The sequence below is a fragment of the Hydrogenophaga sp. genome (assembly GCF_035481345.1).
In the GTDB taxonomy this organism is placed as follows: Bacteria; Pseudomonadota; Gammaproteobacteria; order Burkholderiales; family Burkholderiaceae_C; genus Hydrogenophaga.
Genome location: NZ_DATIGV010000193.1, coordinates 1 through 23,090, shown reverse-complemented (window position 1 = coordinate 23,090; position 23,090 = coordinate 1). Strand labels below are relative to the sequence as shown.

The 23,090-nt window shown below is 69.8% G+C and carries 20 protein-coding genes; 6 read left to right on the top strand and 14 right to left on the bottom strand.

Going from position 1 to position 23,090, the window contains the following annotated elements; genetic code table 11:
• The coding region (locus VLG41_RS20875) for a helix-turn-helix domain-containing protein (protein ID WP_325351308.1) at positions 1–410 on the bottom strand (410 nt) is incomplete at its 3' end.
• 136 nt (positions 411–546) lie between these two features.
• Between VLG41_RS20875 and VLG41_RS20870 the strand changes: the two genes are divergently transcribed.
• Both VLG41_RS20870 and VLG41_RS20865 read left to right on the top strand, forming a co-directional pair.
• Complete coding sequence (locus VLG41_RS20870; protein WP_325351307.1) at positions 547–2,154, top strand: 4-hydroxyphenylacetate 3-hydroxylase family protein; 1,608 nt, start codon at positions 547–549, stop codon at positions 2,152–2,154.
• Positions 2,155–2,299: 145 nt separating this feature from the next.
• Positions 2,300–2,773, top strand: a complete 474-nt coding sequence (locus tag VLG41_RS20865) for a C40 family peptidase (protein ID WP_325351306.1) — start codon at positions 2,300–2,302, stop codon at positions 2,771–2,773.
• 36 nt (positions 2,774–2,809) lie between these two features.
• Here the strand turns inward: VLG41_RS20865 and VLG41_RS20860 are convergent, their stop codons facing one another.
• Together VLG41_RS20860 and VLG41_RS20855 are read right to left on the bottom strand one after the other, a co-directional pair.
• A complete protein-coding gene (locus VLG41_RS20860) occupies positions 2,810–3,781 on the bottom strand; it encodes a tripartite tricarboxylate transporter substrate binding protein (protein ID WP_325351305.1) in 972 nt (323 codons plus the stop codon).
• A complete protein-coding gene (locus VLG41_RS20855) occupies positions 3,778–4,734 on the bottom strand; it encodes a LysR family transcriptional regulator (protein WP_325351304.1) in 957 nt (318 codons plus the stop codon). The genes VLG41_RS20860 and VLG41_RS20855 overlap by 4 nt, the downstream gene beginning before the upstream one ends.
• Before the next feature lie 99 nt (positions 4,735–4,833).
• On the opposite strand from VLG41_RS20855, the gene VLG41_RS20850 reads away from it, so the two are divergent.
• Positions 4,834–6,189, top strand: a complete 1,356-nt coding sequence (locus tag VLG41_RS20850) for a hypothetical protein (RefSeq protein WP_325351303.1) — start codon at positions 4,834–4,836, stop codon at positions 6,187–6,189.
• An 18-nt stretch (positions 6,190–6,207) separates the two neighbouring features.
• On the opposite strand, the gene VLG41_RS20845 is transcribed toward VLG41_RS20850, so the two are convergent.
• The 7 genes from VLG41_RS20845 to aceE form a co-directional block, all read right to left on the bottom strand.
• A complete protein-coding gene (locus tag VLG41_RS20845; protein ID WP_325351302.1) occupies positions 6,208–6,897 on the bottom strand; it encodes a 2OG-Fe(II) oxygenase in 690 nt (229 codons plus the stop codon).
• Entirely contained in the window at positions 6,894–7,958 is a 1,065-nt protein-coding gene (gene ada / locus VLG41_RS20840; protein WP_325351301.1) for a bifunctional DNA-binding transcriptional regulator/O6-methylguanine-DNA methyltransferase Ada, read from the bottom strand. The genes VLG41_RS20845 and ada overlap by 4 nt, the downstream gene beginning before the upstream one ends.
• A gap of 2 nt (positions 7,959–7,960) precedes the next feature.
• Complete coding sequence (gene alkB / locus VLG41_RS20835) at positions 7,961–8,605, bottom strand: DNA oxidative demethylase AlkB (RefSeq protein WP_325351300.1); 645 nt, start codon at positions 8,603–8,605, stop codon at positions 7,961–7,963.
• Positions 8,606–8,607: 2 nt separating this feature from the next.
• Complete coding sequence (locus tag VLG41_RS20830) at positions 8,608–9,315, bottom strand: 2OG-Fe(II) oxygenase (RefSeq protein WP_414652523.1); 708 nt, start codon at positions 9,313–9,315, stop codon at positions 8,608–8,610.
• Positions 9,316–9,460: 145 nt separating this feature from the next.
• A complete protein-coding gene (gene lpdA, locus VLG41_RS20825) occupies positions 9,461–11,299 on the bottom strand; it encodes a dihydrolipoyl dehydrogenase (RefSeq protein ID WP_325351298.1) in 1,839 nt (612 codons plus the stop codon).
• 13 nt (positions 11,300–11,312) lie between these two features.
• Positions 11,313–13,004, bottom strand: coding sequence for a dihydrolipoyllysine-residue acetyltransferase (gene aceF / locus VLG41_RS20820; RefSeq protein WP_325351297.1), 1,692 nt, complete (start codon positions 13,002–13,004; stop codon positions 11,313–11,315).
• Between the two features lie 15 nt (positions 13,005–13,019).
• Positions 13,020–15,731 (bottom strand): pyruvate dehydrogenase (acetyl-transferring), homodimeric type, encoded by a 2,712-nt coding sequence (gene aceE / locus VLG41_RS20815; RefSeq protein ID WP_325351296.1) that lies wholly within the window; start codon positions 15,729–15,731, stop codon positions 13,020–13,022.
• Between the two features lie 165 nt (positions 15,732–15,896).
• On the opposite strand from aceE, the gene VLG41_RS20810 reads away from it, so the two are divergent.
• From VLG41_RS20810 to folD, 3 genes are all read left to right on the top strand, one after another.
• Positions 15,897–18,434: a PAS domain S-box protein gene (locus VLG41_RS20810; RefSeq protein ID WP_325351295.1), complete on the top strand. Its 2,538-nt coding sequence runs from the start codon at positions 15,897–15,899 to the stop codon at positions 18,432–18,434.
• Positions 18,431–19,057, top strand: a complete 627-nt coding sequence (locus VLG41_RS20805; protein ID WP_291024196.1) for a response regulator transcription factor — start codon at positions 18,431–18,433, stop codon at positions 19,055–19,057. The genes VLG41_RS20810 and VLG41_RS20805 overlap by 4 nt, the downstream gene beginning before the upstream one ends.
• A 69-nt stretch (positions 19,058–19,126) precedes the next feature.
• Positions 19,127–19,990 (top strand): bifunctional methylenetetrahydrofolate dehydrogenase/methenyltetrahydrofolate cyclohydrolase FolD, encoded by an 864-nt coding sequence (gene folD, locus VLG41_RS20800; RefSeq protein WP_325351294.1) that lies wholly within the window; start codon positions 19,127–19,129, stop codon positions 19,988–19,990.
• On the opposite strand, the gene VLG41_RS20795 is transcribed toward folD, so the two are convergent.
• The 4 genes from VLG41_RS20795 to VLG41_RS20780 all read right to left on the bottom strand — a co-directional run bounded on the left by VLG41_RS20795 (position 19,978) and on the right by VLG41_RS20780 (position 22,843).
• Positions 19,978–20,415 carry a DUF4149 domain-containing protein gene (locus VLG41_RS20795; protein WP_325351293.1) on the bottom strand — a complete coding sequence of 146 codons (438 nt, stop codon included), beginning with the start codon at positions 20,413–20,415 and terminating at the stop codon, positions 19,978–19,980. The two genes, folD and VLG41_RS20795, sit on opposite strands and share 13 nt — an antisense overlap.
• An 11-nt stretch (positions 20,416–20,426) precedes the next feature.
• A complete protein-coding gene (gene greA, locus VLG41_RS20790) occupies positions 20,427–20,903 on the bottom strand; it encodes a transcription elongation factor GreA (protein WP_291024203.1) in 477 nt (158 codons plus the stop codon).
• 113 nt (positions 20,904–21,016) lie between these two features.
• Positions 21,017–21,745: an alpha/beta hydrolase gene (locus VLG41_RS20785; RefSeq protein WP_325351292.1), complete on the bottom strand. Its 729-nt coding sequence runs from the start codon at positions 21,743–21,745 to the stop codon at positions 21,017–21,019.
• A 126-nt stretch (positions 21,746–21,871) separates the two neighbouring features.
• Entirely contained in the window at positions 21,872–22,843 is a 972-nt protein-coding gene (locus VLG41_RS20780; RefSeq protein ID WP_325351291.1) for a helix-turn-helix domain-containing protein, read from the bottom strand.
• Between the last annotated feature and the right edge of the window lie 247 nt (positions 22,844–23,090).

The following is a 23,090-nucleotide window of genomic DNA, read 5'->3' as shown; positions in this document are numbered from 1 at the left end:
TAGAAGCCCAGGTCCAGGTCGCGCGGGTTGCTGGCGTAGAAGCCGAACCAGGCCTGGGCCTTGGCCGCCAGGGCCTTGCCGGGCTGGGCCTTGGCCGCCCGCGCGGCCTGCACCTCGGCCTGCAGGCGGTCCAGCGATTCGGCCAGCAGGGCGCCGTAGATGGCCTCCTTGCTGTCGAAGTAGCTGTACAGCGCCCCGGCGGTGTAACCGGCCTCGCGCGCGATCTCGCGGATGCTGGCGCCCTCGACCCCCTTGTCGGCGAACACGCGGCGCGCGGCGTCCAGCACGTGCGCGCGGCGGGTGTCCGACATGGCGAGCTGGCGCTGCTGGCGCAGCTCGAGCTGGCGCTGGGCCTCGGCCTGGTCGGCCGCGCTGGGCAGGGGGCGAAGCTCGTCAAGGTGCACGTTCATGGCGCGCAGTGTAGCCAGGGAATCGAACTCGGTTTGATTCGATGAACCATTGTCAAACAATTGAACACTGTTTAATCTCTTGAGCGAAATCGAAGAATTCCAACGCCGCAAGGCCCCACGAACAGGAGACAAACCCATGAACACCACGGCACCCATTCGAACGCTGATGACAGGCGATGACTACCGCGAGTCGCTGCGGCGTTCCCGCCCCCGGGTGAGCGTGGACGGGCGCTGGGTGGAGAGCGTGGCCGACGACCCGGCGCTGCGCCCGGGCATCAACGCCGTGGCCCTGACCTACGACTTCGCCCACCGGCCGGAATACGCGCCGCTGATGACGGCCACGCAGCACACCAGCGGGCGCACGGTGAACCGCATGACCCACCTGTCCACCAGCGCGGGGGACCTGCTCAACAAGCTGGAGGCCGTGCGCCTGATCTGCCAGACAACCGGCTGCGCCCAGCGCTATCTCACGCACGATGCGCTGCACGCCATCGCCCAGCTCAGCGCCCGGCTGGACGACGCCACCGGCCGGCGCGAGCACGGCGAGCGTTTCCTGGACTACCTGCACCGCGTGCAGGACCAGGACCTGACCCTGGGCGTGGCCATGACCGACGCCAAGGGCGACCGCAGCCGCCGCCCGCACCAGCAGGCCAACCCCGACACCTACCTGCACATCGTCGAACGCAACGCGCGGGGCATCGTCATCAGCGGCACCAAGGCCATCGTCACGGGCGCGCCCTACATGCACGAGCTGCTGGTCATGCCCTGCCGCAACATGGGCGAGGCCGACGCCGACTTCGCCGTCTGCTGCGCCGTGCCGGTGGACGCCGAGGGCCTGACCATCGTGGCCCGCCCGGCCGGGCGCCCGGGCGAGAAACTGGAGCACGGCGACGCCCTGTTCTCGCGCCGCTTCGGGCAGAGCACCGGCGTGTGCCTGTTCGACCGCGTCTTCGTGCCCTGGGAGCGCGTGTTCCTGGCCGGCGAGTGGGAGCACTCCGGCCACCTCACCTACAGCTACGCCACGCACCACCGCCAGACCTGCATCGCCGCGCGCGCGGGCTTTGGCGACCTGCTGATCGGCGCCGGCGCGCTGATGTGCGAGGCCAACGGTTTCGACCCCGGCGCCGAGAGCCACCTGCGCGAGCAGATGGTGGAGCTGATCACCATCGTGGAAGGTTTCTACGCCTGCGGCGTGGCCGCCAGCGTCTACGGCCGGCGCGACGAACACGCCGAGGTCTTCATGCCTGACCCGGTGTTCGCCAACATCGGCAAGCTGCTGCTGGCCACCAAGATCTACGACATGCACCGACTCGCCCACACGGTCAGCGGCGGCCTCATCGTCACCCTGCCCGGCCCCGACGAAGACCACAACCCCGAGACGGCGGGCCGCCTGTCCGACGTGCTGCGCGCCAGCCCGGACGTGCCCTACGAGCAGCGCATCCAGGCCGCGCGCTTCATCGAGGACCTCACCGCCGGTTACCAGGGCGGCTGGTACAGCGTGATCAGCCTGCACGGGGGTGGCTCGCCGGCCGCGATGAAGCAGGAAATCTGGCGCCACTACCCGGTGGGCGACAAGGTCGACCTGGTGGAGCGCCTGCTCGATCGCGGCCTGAGCGCCGACCCGGCGCGCGCCATCACGCGCAACCGCCAGCCCGGGCGCTGCTGCGACACGGGCTGCACCCAGCCCGGTCAAGCCATGATGGTTGAATTGCCAACGAGTACGAAAGCAACAAAAGCCGCCTGAATCAAGCGTTTACGGCGCTTTTTTGAGTTGACGGAAGAGGTGCGGCGCACTACCCTCCGCGTCCATGCGTCGCTGGCTTCCCCTCCTCCTCATCGGCTGCTCGGCCGTCGCACACGCCGCGCCGCCCAGCGGGAGCTGGGAAGACATGGACACGCTGCTGGCCGAGAAGGGCTTCATGAGCCGCCTGGGCGAGCAGGTGCAGCAAGCCGGCGCCAGCGCCACGCAGCAGGCCTCCAGCCTGGTGATCAACGCCCTGGCCTTCCTGGGCGTGCCCTACAGGTACGGCGGCAACACCTTCGACACCGGCTTCGACTGCAGCGGCTTCGTGCGCGCGGTGTACGAGCAGTCCATGGGCAAGCTGTTGCCGCGCCGTTCGGATGAACAGGCCGCCGCCACCCAGCCCATCGAGCGCAGCGAACTGCAACCGGGCGACCTGGTGTTCTTCAACACCCTGCGCCGCTCCTTCAGCCACGTGGGCATCTACATCGGCGACGGCAAGTTCGTGCACTCGCCGCGCGCCGGCGCCCAGGTGCGCGTGGAAGACATGCGCGTGGCCTACTGGAACAAGCGCTTCAACGGCGCGCGCCGGGTGCCGGCGGGTTCCCAGGCCCAGCCCTGAGGGCCTCGGGGCCTCCGCCCCCTCCCACTTCACCCCTCACTCCAGGCGGATCCCCGCATCCCGCAAGCGCCGGTGGCTCAGCCATTCCTCGGCGATGCGGCGCTCGAAAGCGGCGCGGTCGTCCGTGACGGGCAGGTTGTCCGACGCCATCAGCCGGTCGCGGATGACGGGGGACGCCAGCACCTGGTTGATCTCGGCGTTGAGCCGATCCAGCAACACGGGCGGCGTGCCACCCGGCGCGAACAGGCCGAACAGCGAACCGATGTTGGCCTGCGGCAGGCCCAGTTCGGCGAAGGTGGGCACCTCGGGCAACACGTCCAGCCGCCGGGGCGCGCCCACCGCCAGCGGCTTGAAGCGGCCCGCCGCCACGTGCTGCAGCTGCAGCGGCGCCACGTTGGTGGACAGCAGCTCGAACTGGCCGCCCAGGGCGTCGTTGATCTGCTGCCCGCCGCCCTTGTAGGGCACGTGGGTCACGGCGATGCCGCCGCCCGCCTGCACCTGCTCCAGCACCAGGTGCCCGGCCGTGGCCACGCCCGACGTCGCCCAGCGCAGGGCCCGGGGCCGCTCACGGGCCTGTTGCAGCAGGTCGGCGAAGCGCTCGCCCGTGAAAGCGGGCGTGCCCACCAGCAGCACCGGCGTGACCATGGCGCTGGCCACCGGTGCCACATCGCGCAGCGGATCGAACCCGACGGGGCCCAGGTGGGGGCGCAGCGTCAGCGGGCTGCTGGCCGAAAACGCCAGCGTGTGCCCGTCGGGCGCGGCGCGCACCAACGCCTGAAGGCCCACCACGCCGCCGCCACCGGCGCGGTGGTCCACGTGCACCGGCACGCCCAGGCGCGCGGCCAGCCCCTCGGCGATGGCTCGGGCCACGCCGTCGCTGAGTCCACCCGGCGGGTAGACCACGATCAGGCGCAGCGGGCGCGCGGGCCATGGCGGTGTTGCCCGGGCTGGCCACGCCGCGGCCAGCGCCAGCAGCGCGGCCATCGATTGCCGGCGGTTCGCGTTCACCGGGTCGGTCCTCTGCGCCCACGCGCCTGGTGCCGGCGGGCCGTGTCGCGAACGATTCTGAGGAAGTGCGCGGCCGGCCCGCTCGCCTCGGCCGTGCGGTAGACCAGGGTCAGCGGCGCGTCCAGCGGCGTGCCATCGGCCAGCGGGCGGTACACCACCGCCTGCGGGTGCAGGCCGCGCATGGACGCCGGCACCACCGCGATGCCCGCGCCCGCGGCCACCAGGTTCAGGCTGGTCACCATGCGCTCCACCTCGGCCGCGATGCGCGGGCGAAAACCCTGCGCCTCGCACAGCGCCAGCAGGTTGGCGTAGAGCCCGGGCGCGCCCGGCTGGCGCACGAGGATGAAGCCCTCCTGCCGCAGGTCCGTCAGCGCCAGCGCGCGTGGGCCGCGCCGGCTGGCGGACTCGGTCGCCGGGCCCGCCAGGGGGTGGTCCACCGGCAGGGCCACCAGCACCGGCTCGCGCAGCAACACCTCGAAGCTCAGGTGCTCGGGCTGCGACACCGGCACGCGGATGAGCCCGCAGTGCAGGCGCCCGCTGGCCACGGCCTCGGTGATGCCGGCGGCGTGGTCCTCGCGGATGGACAGCGCGATGCCGGGCCAGGCGCGGCGGCAGGCGCGCAGGGCCTCGGGCGTGAAGGCGTGGGCCGCCGCCGAGCTGGTGAAGCCGACGTTGAGCACGCCGAGTTCGCCGCGCGCCACGCGGGCCATGCGCTGCTCCATGGCGGCCATCTCGTCCACCAGGCGGCGCGCCTCCTGCTCGAACTGGCGGCCCGCGTCCGTCAGCGACACGCCCTTCGGGTGGCGCTCGAACAGCGCCACGCCCAGCGCCTGTTCCAGGGCCTTGATCTGCAGGCTCAGCGGCGGCTGCTGGATGCCCAGGCGCTCAGCCGCGCGCGTCATGTGCCCGGCCTCGGCCACGGCAAGGAAGTAGCGCAGGCGCCGGAACTCCATATCTCAAAGGTATTGAAATCGGGCTTTCAGTATATTTGACGCGAGGTGGCGGCCCACCTATCGTGCGGCGGACTCGAATCACAACACCGGAGACAAGCCGTGCCCATCCGCCCCCTGGCGAGCCTCGCGCTGGCCGCCCTCGCCTGCTTCCCCCTGCACACCCTGGCCGCGCCGGGCCCCAGTGACCCCGCGCCCCGCGCCTGCCCGAGCGAAGTGCCGGCCGGTGCCCGCTGCTTCACCGCCGAAGACGGCCTGGGCGGCTTCTTCTGGACCGCCCTGCCCGCCGGCTGGAAACCCGGCACCGGCGTGCTGGTGGTGCACGCCCACGGCGGCCCCGCCGACACCGGCCCGGCCCGCTTCGAGCGCGGCGAGGAGGACCTCAAGCGTTGGGCGATCACGGTCAAGGCCGGCTACGCCTGGGTGGCGCCCACCTACCGGCGCGGCGGCTTCGGCGTGAGCATGGCGGCCGAGGACACCGAGCGCGCGCGCCGCCACTTCGTGCAGCACTTCGGCGTGCCGCGCCGCACCTTGCTGCACGGGCAGAGCTATGGCGCGGGTGTCGCGTCCAAGGCGGCCGAGCTGTACGCCACGGTCGACGGCCCGAACGGCCCCACGCGCGGCCCTTACGACGGCGTGCTGCTCACCAGCGGTGTGCTGGGCGGCGGCACGCGCGCCTACGACTTCCGGCTCGACCTGCGCGTGGTCTACCAGTACGTCTGCCAGAACCACCCCAAGGCCGACGAGCCGCCGTACCCCCTGTGGCAAGGCCTGCCCATGAACGCGCGGCTCACGCGCGCCGAACTGGCCGCGCGCGTGGACGAGTGCACCGGCGTGCGCAAGCCCGCCGCGCAGCGCACGGAGCAGCAGAAGGCCCGGCTGGCGACCATCGTCAACGTCATCCGCATCCCCGAGCGCACGCTCATCGCGCACCTCAACTGGGCCACCTGGCTGTTCCGCGACCTGACGCAACTGCGCCTGGACAAGCGCAACCCCTTCGACAACACGCGCGTGCGCTACCAGGGTTCGGCCGACGACGCGGCGCTGAACGCGGGCGTGCAACGCTACGCGGCCGACCCCGCCGCCGTGGCCGAACTGGCGCGCGACAGCGACCCGCAGGGCCGCATCAACGTCCCCGTGCTGGCGCTGCACGCGGTGAACGACCCGACGGCCTTCGTCGAGCTTTCGTCGGCCTACCGGGAGATCGTGGAACGCGCGGGCAACGGCGCCCTGCTGGTGCAGACCTACAGCGACGAGGCCGAGCACAGCTACCTGAGCGAGCCGCAGTACCCGGCGCTGTTCACCGCGTTGCTGAACTGGATCGACAGGAAGGACAAGCCCACGCCGCAGCGCGTGGCGGCGCTGTGCAAGGGCTACGAGGCGGCCTACGGCGAGGCCTGCAAGCTGCTGCCGGACTACCAGAGCCCGCCGCTGAGCCAGCGCGTGGCGCCGCGCTGACGAGCAGCGGCCGGCGCCTCAGCGCGCGTCGTGGAAGCTCAGCTCCAGGCCGATGCGTTCGCCCCGGCGCACGCGCCCGATGGCGTGCTTGAGCCTCACGCGGTAGGGGCCGCGGCTGCCTTGCACGGGGCGCTCGTCCGTGGCGATGAGGGCCACGTCCCCCAATTGCAGCGGCAGCACGGTGGGACGCGACTGCAGGCGCGGGCGCTGTTCCGTCGTCACGAACTCACCGCCCTCGAAATCCACGCCGGGCTCGGACAGCAGCGCGACGAGCTGCAGCGGGAACACCTGTTCGCCCTCGTTGCGCTGGTGCAGCAGCACGTGGTCGCCCACGCCGAGTCGGCTCAGGTGGGATTGCCCGCGCGTCTGGCCCGCTTGCCGGTTGCGTTGGAGAAACTCATCGAGCGTCGGTGGGTAGCGCGTGTCCACACCCAGGGCGTGTTGCCAGCGGTTGGCGATAGCGGCGAGCCGCGGGTAGAGCGCCGAGCGCCAGGCTACCAGCGGCGCCGGCAGGCCGGCCTGAAAGCAGAACAACTCGCCACTACCCAGGCCGCTGGCCGCCAACGGCACGCGCACGGCGCCGAGGGTCGCGGTCTCGCCCATCAGACCACGCGCCGCCTCGGCGCTTAGCCAGCCAGGCAGCAGGGCATGGCCCTCTTCATCGAGTTGGGCCGAGATGGCCGCCCAGTCCAAGCCATCGCCGTTCACGCCTGGGCCTCGCGGCGCAGCAGCTCGCGCTTGCGCTCCACACCCCAGCGGTAGCCGGCCAGGTCGCCGTCGCGCCGCACCACGCGGTGGCAGGGAATGGCCACGGCCAGGCGGTTGGCGCCGCAGGCCTGCGCCACGGCGCGCACCGAGCTTGGCGCGCCGATGCGCGCGGCGATCTCCGTGTAGCTCGCGGTGGCGCCCGGCGGTATCTCGCGCAGCGCGCGCCAGACGCGCTCCTGGAAGGCCGTACCCCGAACGTCCAGGGGCAGTTGCAGGCCGATGGCGGGCGCCTCGATGACGCCGACCACCTGCGCGACCCATTGCTCGAAGGCCGCGTCGCCCCCGATGAGCCGGGCCTTGGGGAACTGGTCCTGCAGCTCGCGCACCAGCGCGTCCGGGTCGTCGCCCAACAGGATCGCGCAGATGCCGCGCTGGCTGCGGGCCACGAGGATGGCACCCAGCGAGCACTGGCCCACCGCGAAGCGGATGTCCGCGCCGGCGCCGCCAGCCCGGTAGTCGCGTGCGCGCATGCCCAGCAAGTGCTCGGACGCCTCGTAGAACCGGCTGTTGGAGTTGAAGCCGGCGCCGTAGATGGCGTCGGTGATGGAGGCCTCGGGCGCGCTCAGTTCCTCGCGCAGCCGCCGGGCGCGAAAGGCCGAGCCGTAGGCCTTGGGCGTCAGCCCGGTTTCGGCCTTGAAGAGGCGGTGGAAATGGAAGGGGCTCATGCCGAGTGCGGCCGCCAGTGCGTCCAGCGGGGGCGGCGTTTCCGACGCCTCGATCAACCGGCAGGCGCGCGCCACCAAGGCGGCGCGCTCAGCCGCCGCGCGGGTCTGGTCGCCCTGCGCACGGCGGCTGGGGCGGTAACCCGCCGCCTCGGCGGCCTGGGGGGAATCGAAGAAGGCCACGTTCTCGCGCCGGGGCAGGCGCGCCGCCGAGCTGGGCTGGGCGTACACGCCCGTGGTGCGCACGGCGTAGACGAAGTGGCCGTCGGCGGCGGCCTCTCTTTGTTGCACCGCCGCCCAGCGGGCGTCGTCCGTGGCGTAGGCAGTCATCGTGCTCATGGTCATCCGGCTTGCCGGAACGTGAGGTTGAAGCGCTGGCCGCCCAGCAGCGCATGGGGCTCGTCCTTGAGCGGCGCGACGCCGTGGTAGCGCAGGCGATCGGCGCCGCCCCAGACCACCACGTCGCCATGGCGCAGCGGCACCTTGAGCGTGGGACCGGTTCGCGTCAGGCCACCCCACAGGAAGGTGGCGCGCATGCCCAGCGACACCGACACGATGGGGGCCGTGTAGTCACGCTCGTTGCGGTCCTGGTGCAGCGAGAGCCGCGCGCCGGGGGCGTAGCGGTTCACGAGGCAGGCGTCGGGCTCGAAGTGCTCGAAGCCTGCCGCCGCCGCGGCCTCATTGGCCAGTCGGGCGAAGACGGTCGGCATGGCGGGCCAGGGCTCGCCGCTCTCGGGGTCGGTGGCGGTGTATTGATAACCCAGGCGGTCGCTCGTCCAGCCGAGTGCGCCGCAGTTGGTCATCGCCACGGACATGGTGAAGCCACCGGGGGTCACCAGGTGACGGAACGGCGAGACCGATTCGATGGCGGCGATGGCGGCCACCAGATCGGGTGCCTGCGGCAGCGCGAAGCCCCTCAACAACACGGCGCCGGGGCCCAGGCGCTGCTGCCCTTGGGTGGGCTCGAACAGGTCAAGCGTTTCCATGCTCAGCTCGCGTCATGGAAGATGAGGCCCACCGTGTGCCGCTGGCCGCTGCGCACGCGGCTGACGCCGTGCCGCAGGGCCAGCCGGCGAATGCCGCGCCGGCCCGACGCGGGCCGTTCATTGACGGCGAACACCACCGCGTCGCCCTGGCGCAGCGGCACGACGTCCGCGCGCTGACCCTGGCTCGAGCGCTCGGTCATGACGAACTCGCCACCCGTGAAATCGCGGCCGGGTTCCGACAACAGCATGGCCACCTGCAGCGGAAAGACGTGCTCGCCGTACAGGTCCTGGTGCAGGCAGTTGTGGTCGCCCTCGCCGTAGCGCAGGATCAGCGGCGTCGGCCGCGTCTGGCCGGCCTCATGGCAACGCTTGAGGAACGCGTCCAGGTCGTGCGGGTAGCGCGTGACCAGGCCCAGTTGCTGCTGCCAGCGGTTGGCGATCGGCACCAACCGGGGGTACAACGCGTGGCGCAGCCGCTCAAGCAAGGCGGGCAGCGGGTAAGCGAAGTACTTGTACTCGCCGCGCCCGAAGCCGTGGCGGGCCATGACGACGCGCGAGCGAAAGCCGTCCGGGCGGGCATACAGCGCGGCAAGGGCGTCGCACTGCGCGGACGTCAGCAGGCCGGGAAGAACGGCGTGGCCTTGCGCGTCGAGCGAACGCTCAATGGCGTCCCAATCGGGGGCCTGCTTCGCCGAACTTGTCATGCACATCACTCACGGAAGGAAAAGGTGAGGTCAGTGTAGGAGTCCGCTCCTCCCGGGAAACTCCGCTCCTTGCGGTTGAATTCGTGTCTCAGTGAAAAAGCCACCGGCCCTCGCGGGCCGGTGGCTGTATTCCTGAACTTCAGCGGAAGGCTTACTTGCGTTGCGGTGGCACGTCCGTGCAACTGCCGTGCGCCACCTCGGCCGCCAGGCCCATGCTCTCGCCCAGCGTGGGGTGCGGGTGGATGGTCTTGCCGATGTCCACCGCGTCGGCACCCATCTCGATGGCGAGCGCGATCTCGCCGATCATGTCGCCCGCGTGCGTGCCCACGATGCCGCCGCCCAGGATGCGGCCATGGCCGTGCGCCTCGGGAGAGTCGTCGAACAGCAGCTTGGTGAAGCCCTCGTCGCGGCCGTTGGCGATGGCGCGGCCCGAGGCGGTCCAGGGGAACAAGCCCTTCTTCACCTTGATGCCCTGCGCCTTGGCCTGGTCCTCGGTGAGGCCCACCCAGGCGACCTCGGGGTCGGTGTAGGCCACGCTGGGAATCACGCGCGCGTTGAACGCGGCGGCGGCCAGATCGGCCTTGCCCTGCAGTTCTCCGGCGATGACCTCGGCCGCCACATGGCCCTCGTGCACCGCCTTGTGCGCCAGCATGGGCTGGCCCACGATGTCGCCGATGGCGAAGATGTGCGGCACGTTGGTGCGCATCTGGATGTCGACGTCGATGAAGCCGCGATCCGTGACGGCCACACCGGCCGCGTCGGCGCCGATCTTCTTGCCGTTGGGGCTGCGGCCCACGGCCTGCAGCACCAGGTCGTAGGTCTGCGGCGCGGGCGCGTTCTCGCCCTCGAAGCTCACCTCGATGCCCGCCGGCGTGGCCTTGGCCGCCACCGTCTTGGTCTTCAACATGATGTTGTCGAAGCGCGGCGCGTTCATCTTCTGCCAGACCTTCACCAGGTCGCGGTCGGCGCCCTGCATCAGGCCATCGAGCATCTCCACCACGTCCAGGCGCGCGCCCAGGGTGCTGTAGACCGTGCCCATTTCGAGACCGATGATGCCGCCGCCCAGGATGAGCATGCGCTTGGGCACGTCCTTGAGCGCAAGCGCGCCGGTGCTGTCCACCACGCGCGGGTCCTCGGGCATGAAGGGCAGGCGCACGGCCTGCGAGCCGGCCGCGATGATGGCCTTCTTGAAGGCCACCACCTGCTTGCTTCCGGTCTTGTCCTGGCCCGCGCCCTCGGTGAGTTCCACACCCAGGTGGTTGGGGCCGACGAAGCTGCCGTAGCCGCGCAGCACCGTCACCTTGCGCATCTTGGCCATGGCGGTGAGGCCGCCGGTGAGCTTGCCGATGACCTTTTCCTTGTGGCCGCGCAGCTTCTCGATGTTGACGACCGGGCGGCCGTATTCGATGCCGTAGCCGGCCAGGTGGTTCACCTCGTCCATGACGGCGGCCACGTGCAGCAGCGCCTTGGACGGGATGCAGCCCACGTTGAGGCAGACGCCGCCGAGCGTGGCGTAGCGCTCCACCAGCACGACCTTGAGACCGAGGTCGGCGGCGCGGAAGGCAGCCGAATAGCCGCCGGGGCCGCCGCCGAGCACGACGACGTCGCACTCGAGGTCGGCGGCACCGCCGTAGGCCGGCGCGGCGGGCGTGGACGCGCGCGGGGCGGGAGCGGGTGTGGAGGCGGCGGGTGCGGGAGCCGGTGCCGGAGAAGGTGCAGGCGATGCCGCGGGTGCCGGCGCGCTGGCGGCGCCCTCCCCGTCGATCACCGCCAGCAGGTCGCCGATGTTGACCGTGTCGCCGATCTTGACCTTGAGCTCCTTGAGCACGCCGGCCGCCGACGAGGGAATCTCCATCGAGGCCTTGTCGCTCTCCACCGTGATCAGCGATTGCTCGAGCTTGATGGTGTCGCCGGGCTTCACCAGCACCTCGATCACCGCCACGTCCTTGAAGTCGCCGATGTCGGGAACCTTGATGTCCATGAGTGCCATTGCTTGCTCCTACTTACAGCAGCACGCGGCGGAAGTCCGCCAGCACCTGGCCGAGGTACGCGTTGAAGCGCGCGGCGGACGCGCCGTCGATGACGCGGTGGTCGTAGGACAGCGACAGCGGCAGCGTCAGGCGCGGCTCGAACTGTTTGCCGTCCCACACCGGCTTCATCTGGCTCTTCGACAGCCCCAGGATCGCCACCTCGGGCGCGTTGATGATGGGCGTGAAGTGCGTGCCGCCGATGCCGCCGAGCGAGCTGATCGAGAAGCAGCCGCCGCTCATGTCGGCCGGGCCCATCTTGCCGTCGCGCGCCTTCTTGGCCAGCTCGCCCATCTCCTGGCTGATCTGCAGGATGCCCTTTTTGTCGGCGTCCTTCAGCACGGGCACCACCAGGCCGTTGGGCGTGTCGGCCGCGAAGCCGATGTGGAAGTACTGCTTGTAGACCAGGGTGTCGCCGTCGAGGCTGGCGTTGAACTCGGGGAATTTCTTCAGCGCCGAGACCACCGCCTTGATCACGAAGGCCAGCATGGTCACCTTGACGCCGGACTTCTCGTTCTCCTTGTTGGTGGCCACGCGGAAGGCCTCCAGCTCGGTGATGTCCGCCTCGTCGTTGTTGGTGACGTGCGGGATCATCACCCAGTTGCGGTGCAGGTTGGCGCCGCTGATCTTCTTGATGCGCGAGAGGTCCTTGCGCTCCACGGGGCCGAACTTCGTGAAGTCGACCTTGGGCCAGGGCAGCAGGTCCAGGCCCGCGCCACCACCGCCACCGGCCGGCGCCTTCGCGGCCTGGGCCTGCGTCTGGGCGGTGCCGGCCATCACGGCCCTGGTGAAGTTCTGCACGTCCTCCTGCGTGATGCGGCCCTTGGGACCGCTGCCCTTGACCTCGGCCAGCGGCACACCGAGTTCGCGCGCGAACTTGCGCACCGAGGGCGAGGCGTGCGGCAGGCCGATGGGGGCCGCGCCGGGCTGGTGGGCCGCAGGGGCTTGCGCGGGCGCGGACGTCGCGGCGACAGCGGCCGGTACCGGGCTGGGCGCCTGGACCGGTGCCGGTGCGGCAGCGGTCGGTGCCGCTGCAGGCGCTGGCGCGGCGGCCGGCGCCGAGGCGGAGCCCTCCACCACCGCGATCAGGTCACCGATGTTCACCGTGTCCCCGACCTTGACCTTGAGCTCCTTGAGCACACCGGCCACCGACGAGGGAATCTCCATCGAGGCCTTGTCGCTCTCCACCGTGATCAGCGATTGCTCGAGCTTGATGGTGTCGCCGGGTTTCACCAGCACCTCGATCACCGCCACGTCCTTGAAGTCGCCGATGTCGGGCACGTGCACGTCCACCGGGCCGGCGGGCGCGGCCGCAGCGGGAGCGGGTGCGGGCGCCGGTGAGGAAGCCTGAACCGGCGCCGGCGTGGCTGCGGCGGCCGCAACCGGTGCGGGGGCCGAAGCCGAGGGGGCCGGCGCGGGCGCGGCCGCGACCTCGGCGTCCAGCACCACCACCACCGAGCCCTGCTTCACCTTGTCGCCCAGCGCCACCTTGAGCTCTTTCACCACCCCCGCGTGCGAGGACGGGATCTCCATCGAGGCCTTGTCGCTCTCCACGGTGATCAGCGACTGCTCGGCCTTGACCGTGTCGCCCGGCTTCACGAGCAGCTCGATGACCGCCACTTCGTCGAAATCCCCGATGTCCGGGACTTGCACTTCAATGCTTGCCATGTCGGTCTCCGGCGCTCACGCGTACAGCGGGTTGATCTTGTCGGCCTTGATGCCGTACTTCTGGATCGCCTCGGCCACCTTGGCGGCCGGCAGCTTGCCTTCCTCGCTCAGCGCCTTGAGCGCGGCCAGCACGATGTAGTGCCGGTTCACCTCGAAGTGCTCGCGCAGCTTGCTGCGGAAGTCGCTGCGGCCGAAGCCGTCGGTGCCGAGCACCTTGTACGTGCGGTCCTTGGGCATGAAGGGGCGGATCTGCTCCGCGTAGTTCTTCATGTAGTCGGTGGAGGCGATCACCGGGCCGGTGGTCTTGGCGAGCTGCTCGGTCACGAAGGCCGTGCGCGGTGTCTCGGTCGGGTGCAGCAGGTTCCAGCGCTCCACGTCCTGGCCGTCGCGCGTGAGCTCGTTGAAGCTCGGGCAGCTCCAGATGCCGGCGGCCACGCCCCAGTCCTTCTCCAGCAACTCCTGCGCGGCGAACGCCTCGCGCAGGATGGTGCCGCTGCCCAGCAGTTGCACTGTGGGCGCGTCCTTCTTGAGGGCGGGCGCCTGCTTGCACAGGTACATGCCCTTGATGATCTGCTCCTCGGTGCCGGGCTGCAGGCCGGGCATGGGGTAGTTCTCGTTGAGCAGCGTCAGGTAATAGAAGACGTTCTCCTGGCGCTCCACCATGCGCTTCAGGCCGTGGTGCATGATCACCGCCACCTCGTGCGCGAAGGTCGGGTCGTAGCTCACGCAGTTGGGGATGGTGCCCGCCAGGATGTGGCTGTGGCCGTCCTCGTGCTGCAGGCCCTCACCGTTGAGCGTGGTGCGGCCCGAGGTACCGCCCAACAGGAAGCCGCGCGCCTGCATGTCGCCGGCCGCCCAAGCCAGGTCGCCGATGCGCTGGAAGCCGAACATCGAGTAGTACACGTAGAACGGGATCATGATCCGGTTGTTCGTGCTGTAGCTCGTGGCCGCCGCGATCCAGCTCGCCATGCCGCCGGCCTCGTTGATGCCTTCCTGCAGGATCTGGCCGGCCTTGTCTTCCTTGTAGTACATCACCTGGTCGCGGTCGACCGGGGTGTAGAGCTGGCCCTTGGGGTTGTAGATGCCGATCTGGCGGAACAGACCTTCCATGCCGAAGGTGCGGGCCTCGTCCACCAGGATGGGCACCACGCGCGGACCCAGCGCCTGGTCGCGCAGCAACTGGGTGAGGAAGCGCACGTAGGCCTGCGTGGTGCTGATCTCACGCCCTTCGGCCGTGGGCTCCAGCACCGCCTTGAAGGTTTCCAGCGAGGGAACGGTGAAGCTCTCGTCCGCTTGCGGGCGGCGCTGCGGCAGGTACCCACCCAGCGCCTGGCGGCGCTCGTGCAGGTACTTCATCTCCGGCGTGTCGTCGGCCGGTTTGTAGTACGGCAGCTTGGGCAGCTCGCTGTCAGGGATGGGAATGTTGAAGCGGTCGCGGATGTACTTGATGTCCTCGTCCGTGAGCTTCTTGGTCTGGTGGACCGTGTTCTTGCCTTCGCCGGCCTTGCCCATGCCATAGCCCTTCACGGTCTTGACGAGCAGCACCGTGGGCTGGTTCTTGTGCTCGTTGGCGGCGTGGAAGGCGGCGTACACCTTGGCGGGCTCGTGGCCGCCGCGGCGCAGGTCGAAGATCTCTTCATCGGTCATGTGCTCGACCAGCTTGGCCGTCTCGGGGTACTTGCCGAAGAAGTTCTTGCGCACGAAGGCACCGTCGTTGGCCTTCATGGCCTGGTAGTCGCCGTCCAGCGTCTCCATCATCAGTTGCTTGAGCTTGCCGCTCTTGTCGCGGCGCAGCAGCTCGTCCCAGCCGTTGCCCCACAGCAGCTTGATGACGTTCCAGCCGCTGCCGCGGAACTCGCTCTCCAGCTCCTGGATGATCTTGCCGTTGCCGCGCACCGGGCCGTCCAGGCGCTGCAGGTTGCAGTTGATCACGAACACCAGGTTGTCGAGGTTCTCGCGCGCGGCCAGGCCGATGGCGCCCAGCGATTCGGGCTCGTCCATCTCGCCGTCGCCACAGAACACCCAGACCTTGCGGTTGGCGGTGTCGGCAATCCCGCGGGCGTGCAGGTACTTGAGGAAGCGCGCCTGATAGATCGCCATCAGCGGACCCAGGCCCATCGACACCGTCGGGAACTGCCAGAACTCGGGCATCAGCTTGGGATGCGGGTAGCTGGACAGGCCCTTGCCGTCCACCTCCTGGCGGAACATGTCGAGCTGCTCTTCCGAAAGGCGGCCTTCGAGGAAGGCGCGCGCATAGATGCCCGGCGAGCTGTGGCCCTGGATGTAGAGCAGGTCGCCGCCGTGCTTGTCGTTCGCGGCGTGCCAGAAGTGGTTGAAGCCCGCGCCGAACATGCTGGCCACCGACGCGAAGGAGCCGATGTGGCCCCCCAGGTCACCGCCGTCGGCAGGGTTGAGGCGGTTGGCCCGCACCACCATCGCCATGGCGTTCCAGCGCATGTAGGCGCGCAGGCGCTTTTCGATGGCGATGTTGCCGGGGCAGCGGGCCTCCTGGTCCGGCTCGATCGTGTTCACGTAGCCGGTGTTGGCCGAAAACGGCAGGTCCAGGCTGTGCTGGCGGGCTTCTTCCAGGAGTTGTTCCAGCAGGAAGTGCGCGCGCTGGGGGCCTTCCTTTTCGATGACGGCGGCCAGCGCCTCCATCCATTCCCGGGTTTCCTGGGCGTCGCTGTCCACGGCCCCGCGGCCATCGTTGGTGTCGTTCGCTGACATCGCTGTCTCCTGTGTGTTGGGGCGAGCTTAAGGTCTGGCCCGTTGAAGTCGCGGATTCTTCCACAGAGCTTCGGGCATTTCAATATGCGCCGAGTGATTCCTTATTATGAAATTACAGAGGATGGGCCAGTGAAACCGTGGCCCCTCACGTAGACTCCTCACGCCATGTCCCATACCCCCCCTGCCACCACCGCCCCGTGGTGGAAACGCTGGTGGCGCCGGTTGCCGCCGTCGCGGCAGGACCGCTTCGCCACCCTGGGCCCGCTGCTGGCGGTGCTGCTCTTTCTGGCCGCCATCGTGGTGGCCATCGCCTACCTGCGCTTCGAGGAGATCGACCGCGAGCGCGAGGCCGTCACGCGCGACGTGGAGTACGCCCAGCAGCGGCTGCGCCTGCGCCTGCTGGAGCGCCAGGAGCAATTGATGCGCCTGGCCCGCGAGATCGACAACCACGCGATCGACACCGAGGAGTTCGCCTTCCAGGCCGAGACCCTGGTGAGCCAGTTCCCCGAACTGCTGGCCATCACCTGGGTGGATGGGCGCCGGCGCGTGCTCTCGGGCTACACCTCGCCCAGCGCGCCGGTGGCGCTCATGCGCAGCGTGGGCAGTGCACTCACGCCATCCGAGACCGACGGCAGCTTCGATCTCGCGCGCGACCTGCGCCAGCCCATCTACTCGCGCCCGCTCATCGGCACCGATCCGCGCGGCGCGCGCCTCATGCTGCACGTGCCGCTGTCCGAGCAGGGCCGCTTCGCCGGCACGGTGATGGGCGAGTACTCGGTGGACGGCCTCATGCGCTTCGGCATGCCGCCCGAGATCATGGCCCGCTATGCCGTGGCCTTGCTCGACGACACGGGCGCCGTGCTGGCCGGCAGCCTGCAGACCGCCGAGCCCGTGCTGTCCTTCCTGCCCTGGTCCAGCCCCTCGCTGGAACACGAGGTGCCGGTCTCGCCCGTGGGCAACGGCCTCATTCTCAAGGCGCAGGGTTACCGCACCTCGCAGGACATCGTGGGCTCGGGCTTCTTCGGCGTCATCGGCGCGCTGTCGGCGCTCACCGTGTGGATGCTGATCGGCACCTGGCGCCACACGCGCCGGCGCGTGCAGGCGCAGCAGGCCCTGGTGGCCGAGACCAACTTCCGCCGCGCCATGGAGAACTCCATGCTCACCGGCATGCGCGCCCTGGACATACAAGGCCGCATCACCTACGTGAACCCGGCCTTCTGCTCGATGACGGGTTGGACCGAGGCCGAGCTGGTGGGCCGCACCGCGCCCTTCCCCTATTGGCCCGAGGAAGACCACGAGCAGTTGCACGCGCGGCTGGACGACGAGCTCAACGGCCGCTCCACACCGGGTGGCTTCGAGGTGCGCGTGCGCCGTCGCAACGGCACGGTGTTCGACGCGCGCATGTACGTCTCCCCGCTGATCGACCCCAAGGGACACCAGACCGGCTGGATGACGTCGATGACCGACATCACCGAGCCCAAGCGCATCCGCGAGGAGCTCTCGGCCTCGTACGAGCGCTTCACCACCGTGCTGGAGTCGCTGGACTCGGCCGTGTCGGTGGCGCCGCTGGGCAGCGAGGAACTGCTGTTCGCCAACAAGATGTACCGCCTGTGGTTCGGCACGCGCGGCCAGGGCCACCGCCACCTGGTCGACCTGGCGGGCAACCAGCCCCAGCCCGCCCTGGACGACGCCGACCAGGTCGATGCCTTCGCCGGCATGCCCACGGGCACGCTCACCGACGCCGGGGTGGAGAACGCCGAGGTCTTCGTGCCGGAGCTCGACCGCTGGCTGGAGGTGCGCACGCGCTACCTCACCTGGGTGGACGGACGCCTGGCGCAGATGGTGATCGCCAGCGACATCACGCCACGGCGCACCGCCGAGGAACAGGCCGCGCGCCAGACCGAGCGCGCGCAGACCGCCAGCCGCCTCATCACCATGGGCGAGATGGCCTCCAGCGTGGCGCACGAACTCAACCAGCCGCTCACGGCCATCAGCAACTATTGCAACGGCATCATCTCGCGCCTGCAGGAGCAGCGCATCACGCCCGAGGAGATGCTGGTGGCGCTGGAGAAGACGGCGCGCCAGGCGCAGCGCGCGGGCCAGATCATCCAGCGCATCCGCGCCTTCGTGAAGCGCAGCGAGCCCAACCCCACGCTGTCGGACGTGGCGCAGATGGTGAACAACGCCATCGAGCTGGCCGACATCGAGCTGCGGCGCCAGCAGGTGCGGCTCACGCCCTACGTGGCCGCGCGCCTGCCCGCCCTGATGGTGGACCCGATCCTGATCGAGCAGGTGCTGATCAACCTGCTCAAGAACGCGGGCGAGTCCATCGTGCAGGCGGGTCGGCCGCAAGGCGAGCGATTGGTGGAGCTGCGCGTGGCGCCGCGCCAGCTCGACGGTGAGCAGGTGGTCGAATTCGAGGTGCGCGACTCGGGCAAGGGCGTGCCCGAGGAAATGCTCGAGCGCATCTACGAGGCCTTCTACAGCACCAAGAGCGAAGGCATGGGCATCGGCCTCAAGCTGTGCCGCAGCATCGTCGAGTCTCACCATGGCCGGATGCGCATGGAGAACCTCTACAATGGCACGGAGGTGACGGGGTGCTGCTTCAGCTTCTGGATCCCCGTCGCGTCGCGACTTCAACCCCAGGGTTCGCCGGACACCGCTGCCAACGAACCACTGACGGACACCGAGAGAGCGAGATGAGCCTGATCCCCAAAAAGGGCACTGTCTATGTCGTCGATGACGATGAGGCCGTGCGCGATTCCCTCCAGTGGTTGCTCGAGGGCAAGGACTTCCGGGTTCGCTGCTTCGAATCGGCCGAGGCCTTCCTCTCCCGCTACGACGCCCGCGAGGTTGCCTGCCTCATTGCCGACATTCGCATGGGCGGCATGACCGGCATGGAACTGCAGGACCGCCTGGTCGAGCGCCAGTCCCCGCTGCCCATCGTCTTCATCACCGGCCACGGTGACGTGCCCATGGCGGTCGAGTCCATGAAGAAGGGCGCGCTGGATTTCATCCAGAAGCCCTTCAAGGAAGACCAGCTGGTGGCCCTGGTCGAGCGCATGCTGGAGCACGCGCGCGAGGCCTTCGCCACGCACCAGCAGGCCGCCAGCCGCGACGCCCTGCTCTCCAAACTCACCGGCCGTGAATCGCAGGTGCTCGAGCGCATCGTGGCCGGCCGCCTGAACAAGCAGATCGCCGACGACCTGGGCATCAGCATCAAGACGGTGGAAGCGCACCGCGCCAACATCATGGAAAAGCTCGGCGCCAACACGGTGGCCGACCTGCTCAAGATCGCCCTGGGCCAGACGCCCGCGAAAGCCTGACCGAACACGCACCCACCAACGCCCGCCACCTTGGCGGGCGTTTCGCTTTCCCCTCGATACCGCAAGACCATGACCGCCCAGCTCATCGACGGCAACGCCCTCTCCCGCCAACTCCGTGCCGACGTGGCCACCCGCGTGCAGGCCTTGAAGGCCCGCGGCGTGACGCCGGGTCTGGCCGTCATCCTGGTCGGCGACAACCCGGCCTCGCAGGTCTACGTGCGCAACAAGGTCAAGGCCTGCGAGGACACCGGCATGCACTCCGTGCTGGAGACCTGGCCCGCCACGATGGGCGAGGCCGAGCTGTTGGCGCGCGTGGAGGCGATGAACAAGGACCCTTCGATCCACGGCATCCTGGTGCAACTGCCGCTGCCCGCGCACATCGACGCGCAGAAAGTGATCGAGGCGATCTCGCCGGCCAAGGACGTGGACGGCTTTCACGTGGCCAGCGCGGGCGCCTTGATGACCGGTCTGCCCGGCTTCTGGCCCTGCACGCCGCACGGCTGCATGAAGATGCTGGAGCACATCGGCTACGACCTGCGCGGCAAGCACGCGGTGGTGATCGGGCGCAGCAACATCGTGGGCAAGCCCATGGCGCTGATGCTGCTGCAGGCCAACGCCACCGTCACCGTGTGCCACAGCGGTACGAAGGACCTGGCCAGCTTCACGCGCCAGGCCGACGTGGTGGTGGCCGCCGTGGGCAAGCGCAATGTGTTGACCGCCGACATGGTCAAGCCCGGCGCGGTGGTGATCGACGTGGGCATGAACCGCAACGAAGCCGGCAAGCTCTGCGGCGACGTGGACTTCGATGGCGTGAAAGCGGTCGCTGGCTGGATCACGCCCGTGCCCGGCGGCGTGGGGCCGATGACCATCACCATGCTGATGGTGAACACGCTCGACTCGGCCGAGCGCCAGGCCGCGGCTCAGGCGGGCTGATCGACGGCCAGCCGGGGCCGGCTCAGGCGCCACAGCAGCGCCCCGCTGCACAGCCACTGGCCCAGCACGAAGGCGGTGCCCACGCCGTGCCACAGCTTGAGGTTGCCGCCGCTGGCGCGCGCGGTGACGATCTTCTGCGCCACGCCGAACTCCTGCACCAGGGCCAGCATGAGCCCCAGGCACACCAGCGCCAGCAGCGCGGCGTTGTCGTCACCGGGGCCCTCGCGCTGCACGATGATCAGCAGCGCCGCGCCGATGACCACACCGGCCCAGCATTGAAGGGAAAACAGCTTCGCCGCCACCGGCCCTGCCACCGCCGGACTGCCCAGCGAGGCGAAGAGCGTGGGCACGGCCAGGAAGCTCAGCGCCGTGATGCCGCCCCACCACAGGGCGGCGAGCATCAGCGCGGGGCGTTGCAGGCGCATCGCTGGCGCGATCAGGCGTAACGCACGGCCACGATCTCGTAGCGGCGCGTGCCGCCGGGCGCCTGCACCTCCGCGGTGTCGCCCTCTTCCTTGCCGATCAGCGCGCGCGCGATCGGGCTGCCGATGTTGATGAGGCCTTCCTTCAGATCGGCCTCGTCCTCGCCCACGATCTGGTACGTGACGGCCGAACCGCTGTCCTCATCCTCAAGTTCCACGGTGGCGCCGAACACCACCTTGCCGCCCGCGTTCAGGGCCGAGGGATCGATGATCTGCGCGGTGGACAGCTTGCTCTCGATCTCGGCGATGCGGCCTTCGATGAAGCCCTGGCGATCCTTCGCCGCGTCGTATTCGGCGTTCTCGCTCAGGTCGCCTTGCGCGCGCGCTTCGGCGATCGCGTTGATCACCGCCGGGCGGTCGATGGTCTTGAGGCGGTGCAGCTCTTCCTTGAGCTTTTCAGCGCCGCGTTTGGTGATGGGGATGGTGGCCATGTCTGTCTCTCCACAAAAGCAAACCGCCGGGCGTTGCCGCTCGGCGGTGTCGAAAGGCCATTATGCCCCGGCGGGCCTGCCGGTCAACCCGATGCCAGGGCACCGGGAGGGACTCAGTCGCGTCCGGCCTGCTCGATCTTTTCAGCCAGCAGGCCCGGGTTGGTGAAGCAGAGTTCGTGGCTGCCGGGCGTGGACACCAACCGGTACAAGCCCAGACGTTCCGACAGGCGCGGGTGCCAAGGCAGGCTGTGCGGCATGGCGGTGTCCTCGGTGCACAGCAGGTAGCTCTTGCCCATGGGCAGTTCGGCAAGCTGTGTGCCCAGGCGCGCGGGTTCGGTGAAGGTCTTGTAGGGCTGGGGGTTGAGCTGTTCGTAACTCTTCGTCGCCAACGCGGCGTCGGCGTCGTTGATGAAGGCCTCGCGCCAGATGGGGTACGGCAGCATCACCGCGTTGTGATTGGCGGTGGCGATCTGATCGAACAGGGCCCGGTAGTGCGGCGGGACCATGTCGTTCAGGCATTCGCCGTCCAGTGGCACGAAGGCGACCCAATACACCAGGCGCGTGATGCGCTGCGGCAGGCGCGCCGCCACCAGGCTGATCACCATGCCACCGTAGCTGTGGCCCACCAGACGCACCTCGTTCAGATCGTGCTGCTCCAGGTAAGCGGCGAGCGAGTCGGCGGCCTCGGTGAGGCCGGAGGTGGCGCGGTCGTCGCCCGGGCGGTTGCCGGCCAGCGTGGGGGCGTGCACCACGTGCCCGCGCGCGCGCAGCGCTTGGGCAAGGGGTTCGAAGAGTTCGCCGGTGTGCCAGGCACCGTGAACGAGGACGTAGGTATCGGCCATGCATGTCTCCTGAAGGAAGGCGCCCGATCGGCCGGGCGCTGCGCGCAGCGTAGGCGCGCGACCACGCGCCTGATGGCCTGTGCGTGCCACGCCCATGGCCTGCGTGCGCCACACGGCGCGCGGACCTCAGTGGGCGAGCCGTTCGCGGCGCCAGCGCGCCGGGGTCAGCGCGTGCCGGCGCTGGAACTCGCGCACGAAGTGCGAGGCGTCGGCGTAGCCGCATCGCCGGCCGATCTCCGCCACGCTCAGGCCGGCCAGGCGGGGCTGGACCAGCAACTCGGCGGCGCGTCGCAGTCGCAGGCCGCGCAGGGTGTCGGCGAAGGATGTGCCGCCCGCGGCAAAGGCCCGGTGCAGGGTGCGCAGCGACACGCCCAGGGCTTGCGCCAGTTCCGCTGCCTGCAGGCCGGCGCTGTCCAGGCGATCGCGCATCAGGGTCTCGGCGCGCGCGGCCAGATCGCGACCCGATCGGGTGGGCGCCACGGCCGGCTCCAGTGCGGCGGCCAACATGGCGCCGAGCTGATCGCTCAGCAGGTGCTCGGGCACCTGCGAGGCCAGGCCGGGCTCGTGTGCAAACTGCAGGCACCAGGCCGACAGCGCCTGACCCCAGCCCTGGTCGCGCCAGGCCACGCGCGCCGCGGGCTCATCGAGCGCGCGCAGCCACTGCCCCACCCAGGCGCGTGGCAGCTGGATCGACAGGGCCTCGACCGACTGCGTGAAGTGCAGCTCGTACGCGCACGCCGAATCCACCAGCACCGCGTCACCGGGCCGCAAGCCCAGGCGCTGGCCGCCCTGCACCACGTGCCAGGGCGTGCGGCGCTGGGTGATGAGGTAGAAGGGTTGCCGGGCGCCACGCGCGATCGCTGCCGGTGTGCGGTAGACGTCCTGCGTCGTGGCCTCGACCTGATTGAAGGACAACGGCCCACGGGCCAGGCTCACCAGCCGGCCATCGAAGTGCCGCGCCTCGCGCGAGCTGCAGTCCATCTCCAGGAAGGCCTCGCAGATCGCGCCGACCCAGTAGTCGAGCCGCCGCTCGGGCGGCACGGCCTCGGTGCTCCAGCGCCGGGCGCTGGCGGCGATGAGGGCGTCGGCGGGGAACATGAGCCGCACTGTAGGGCCACGTGCGCCGCGCCGCCTTGGCGCAAACCCGCAGGCACGCAGCGTCCGCCGCGCAAAGCGCGAAGGGGGCGCCCCTTACGCCGCGAGCTGCGCGTGCATTTCCTGCACGGAAATCACGTCCAGGCTGTTCAGGAACTTCATGCCCTCGACGGCCGCTTCGGCGCCAGCGATGGTGGTGAAGGTCGTCACACGGGCCAGCAGCGCCGAGGTGCGAATGGCGCGCGAGTCG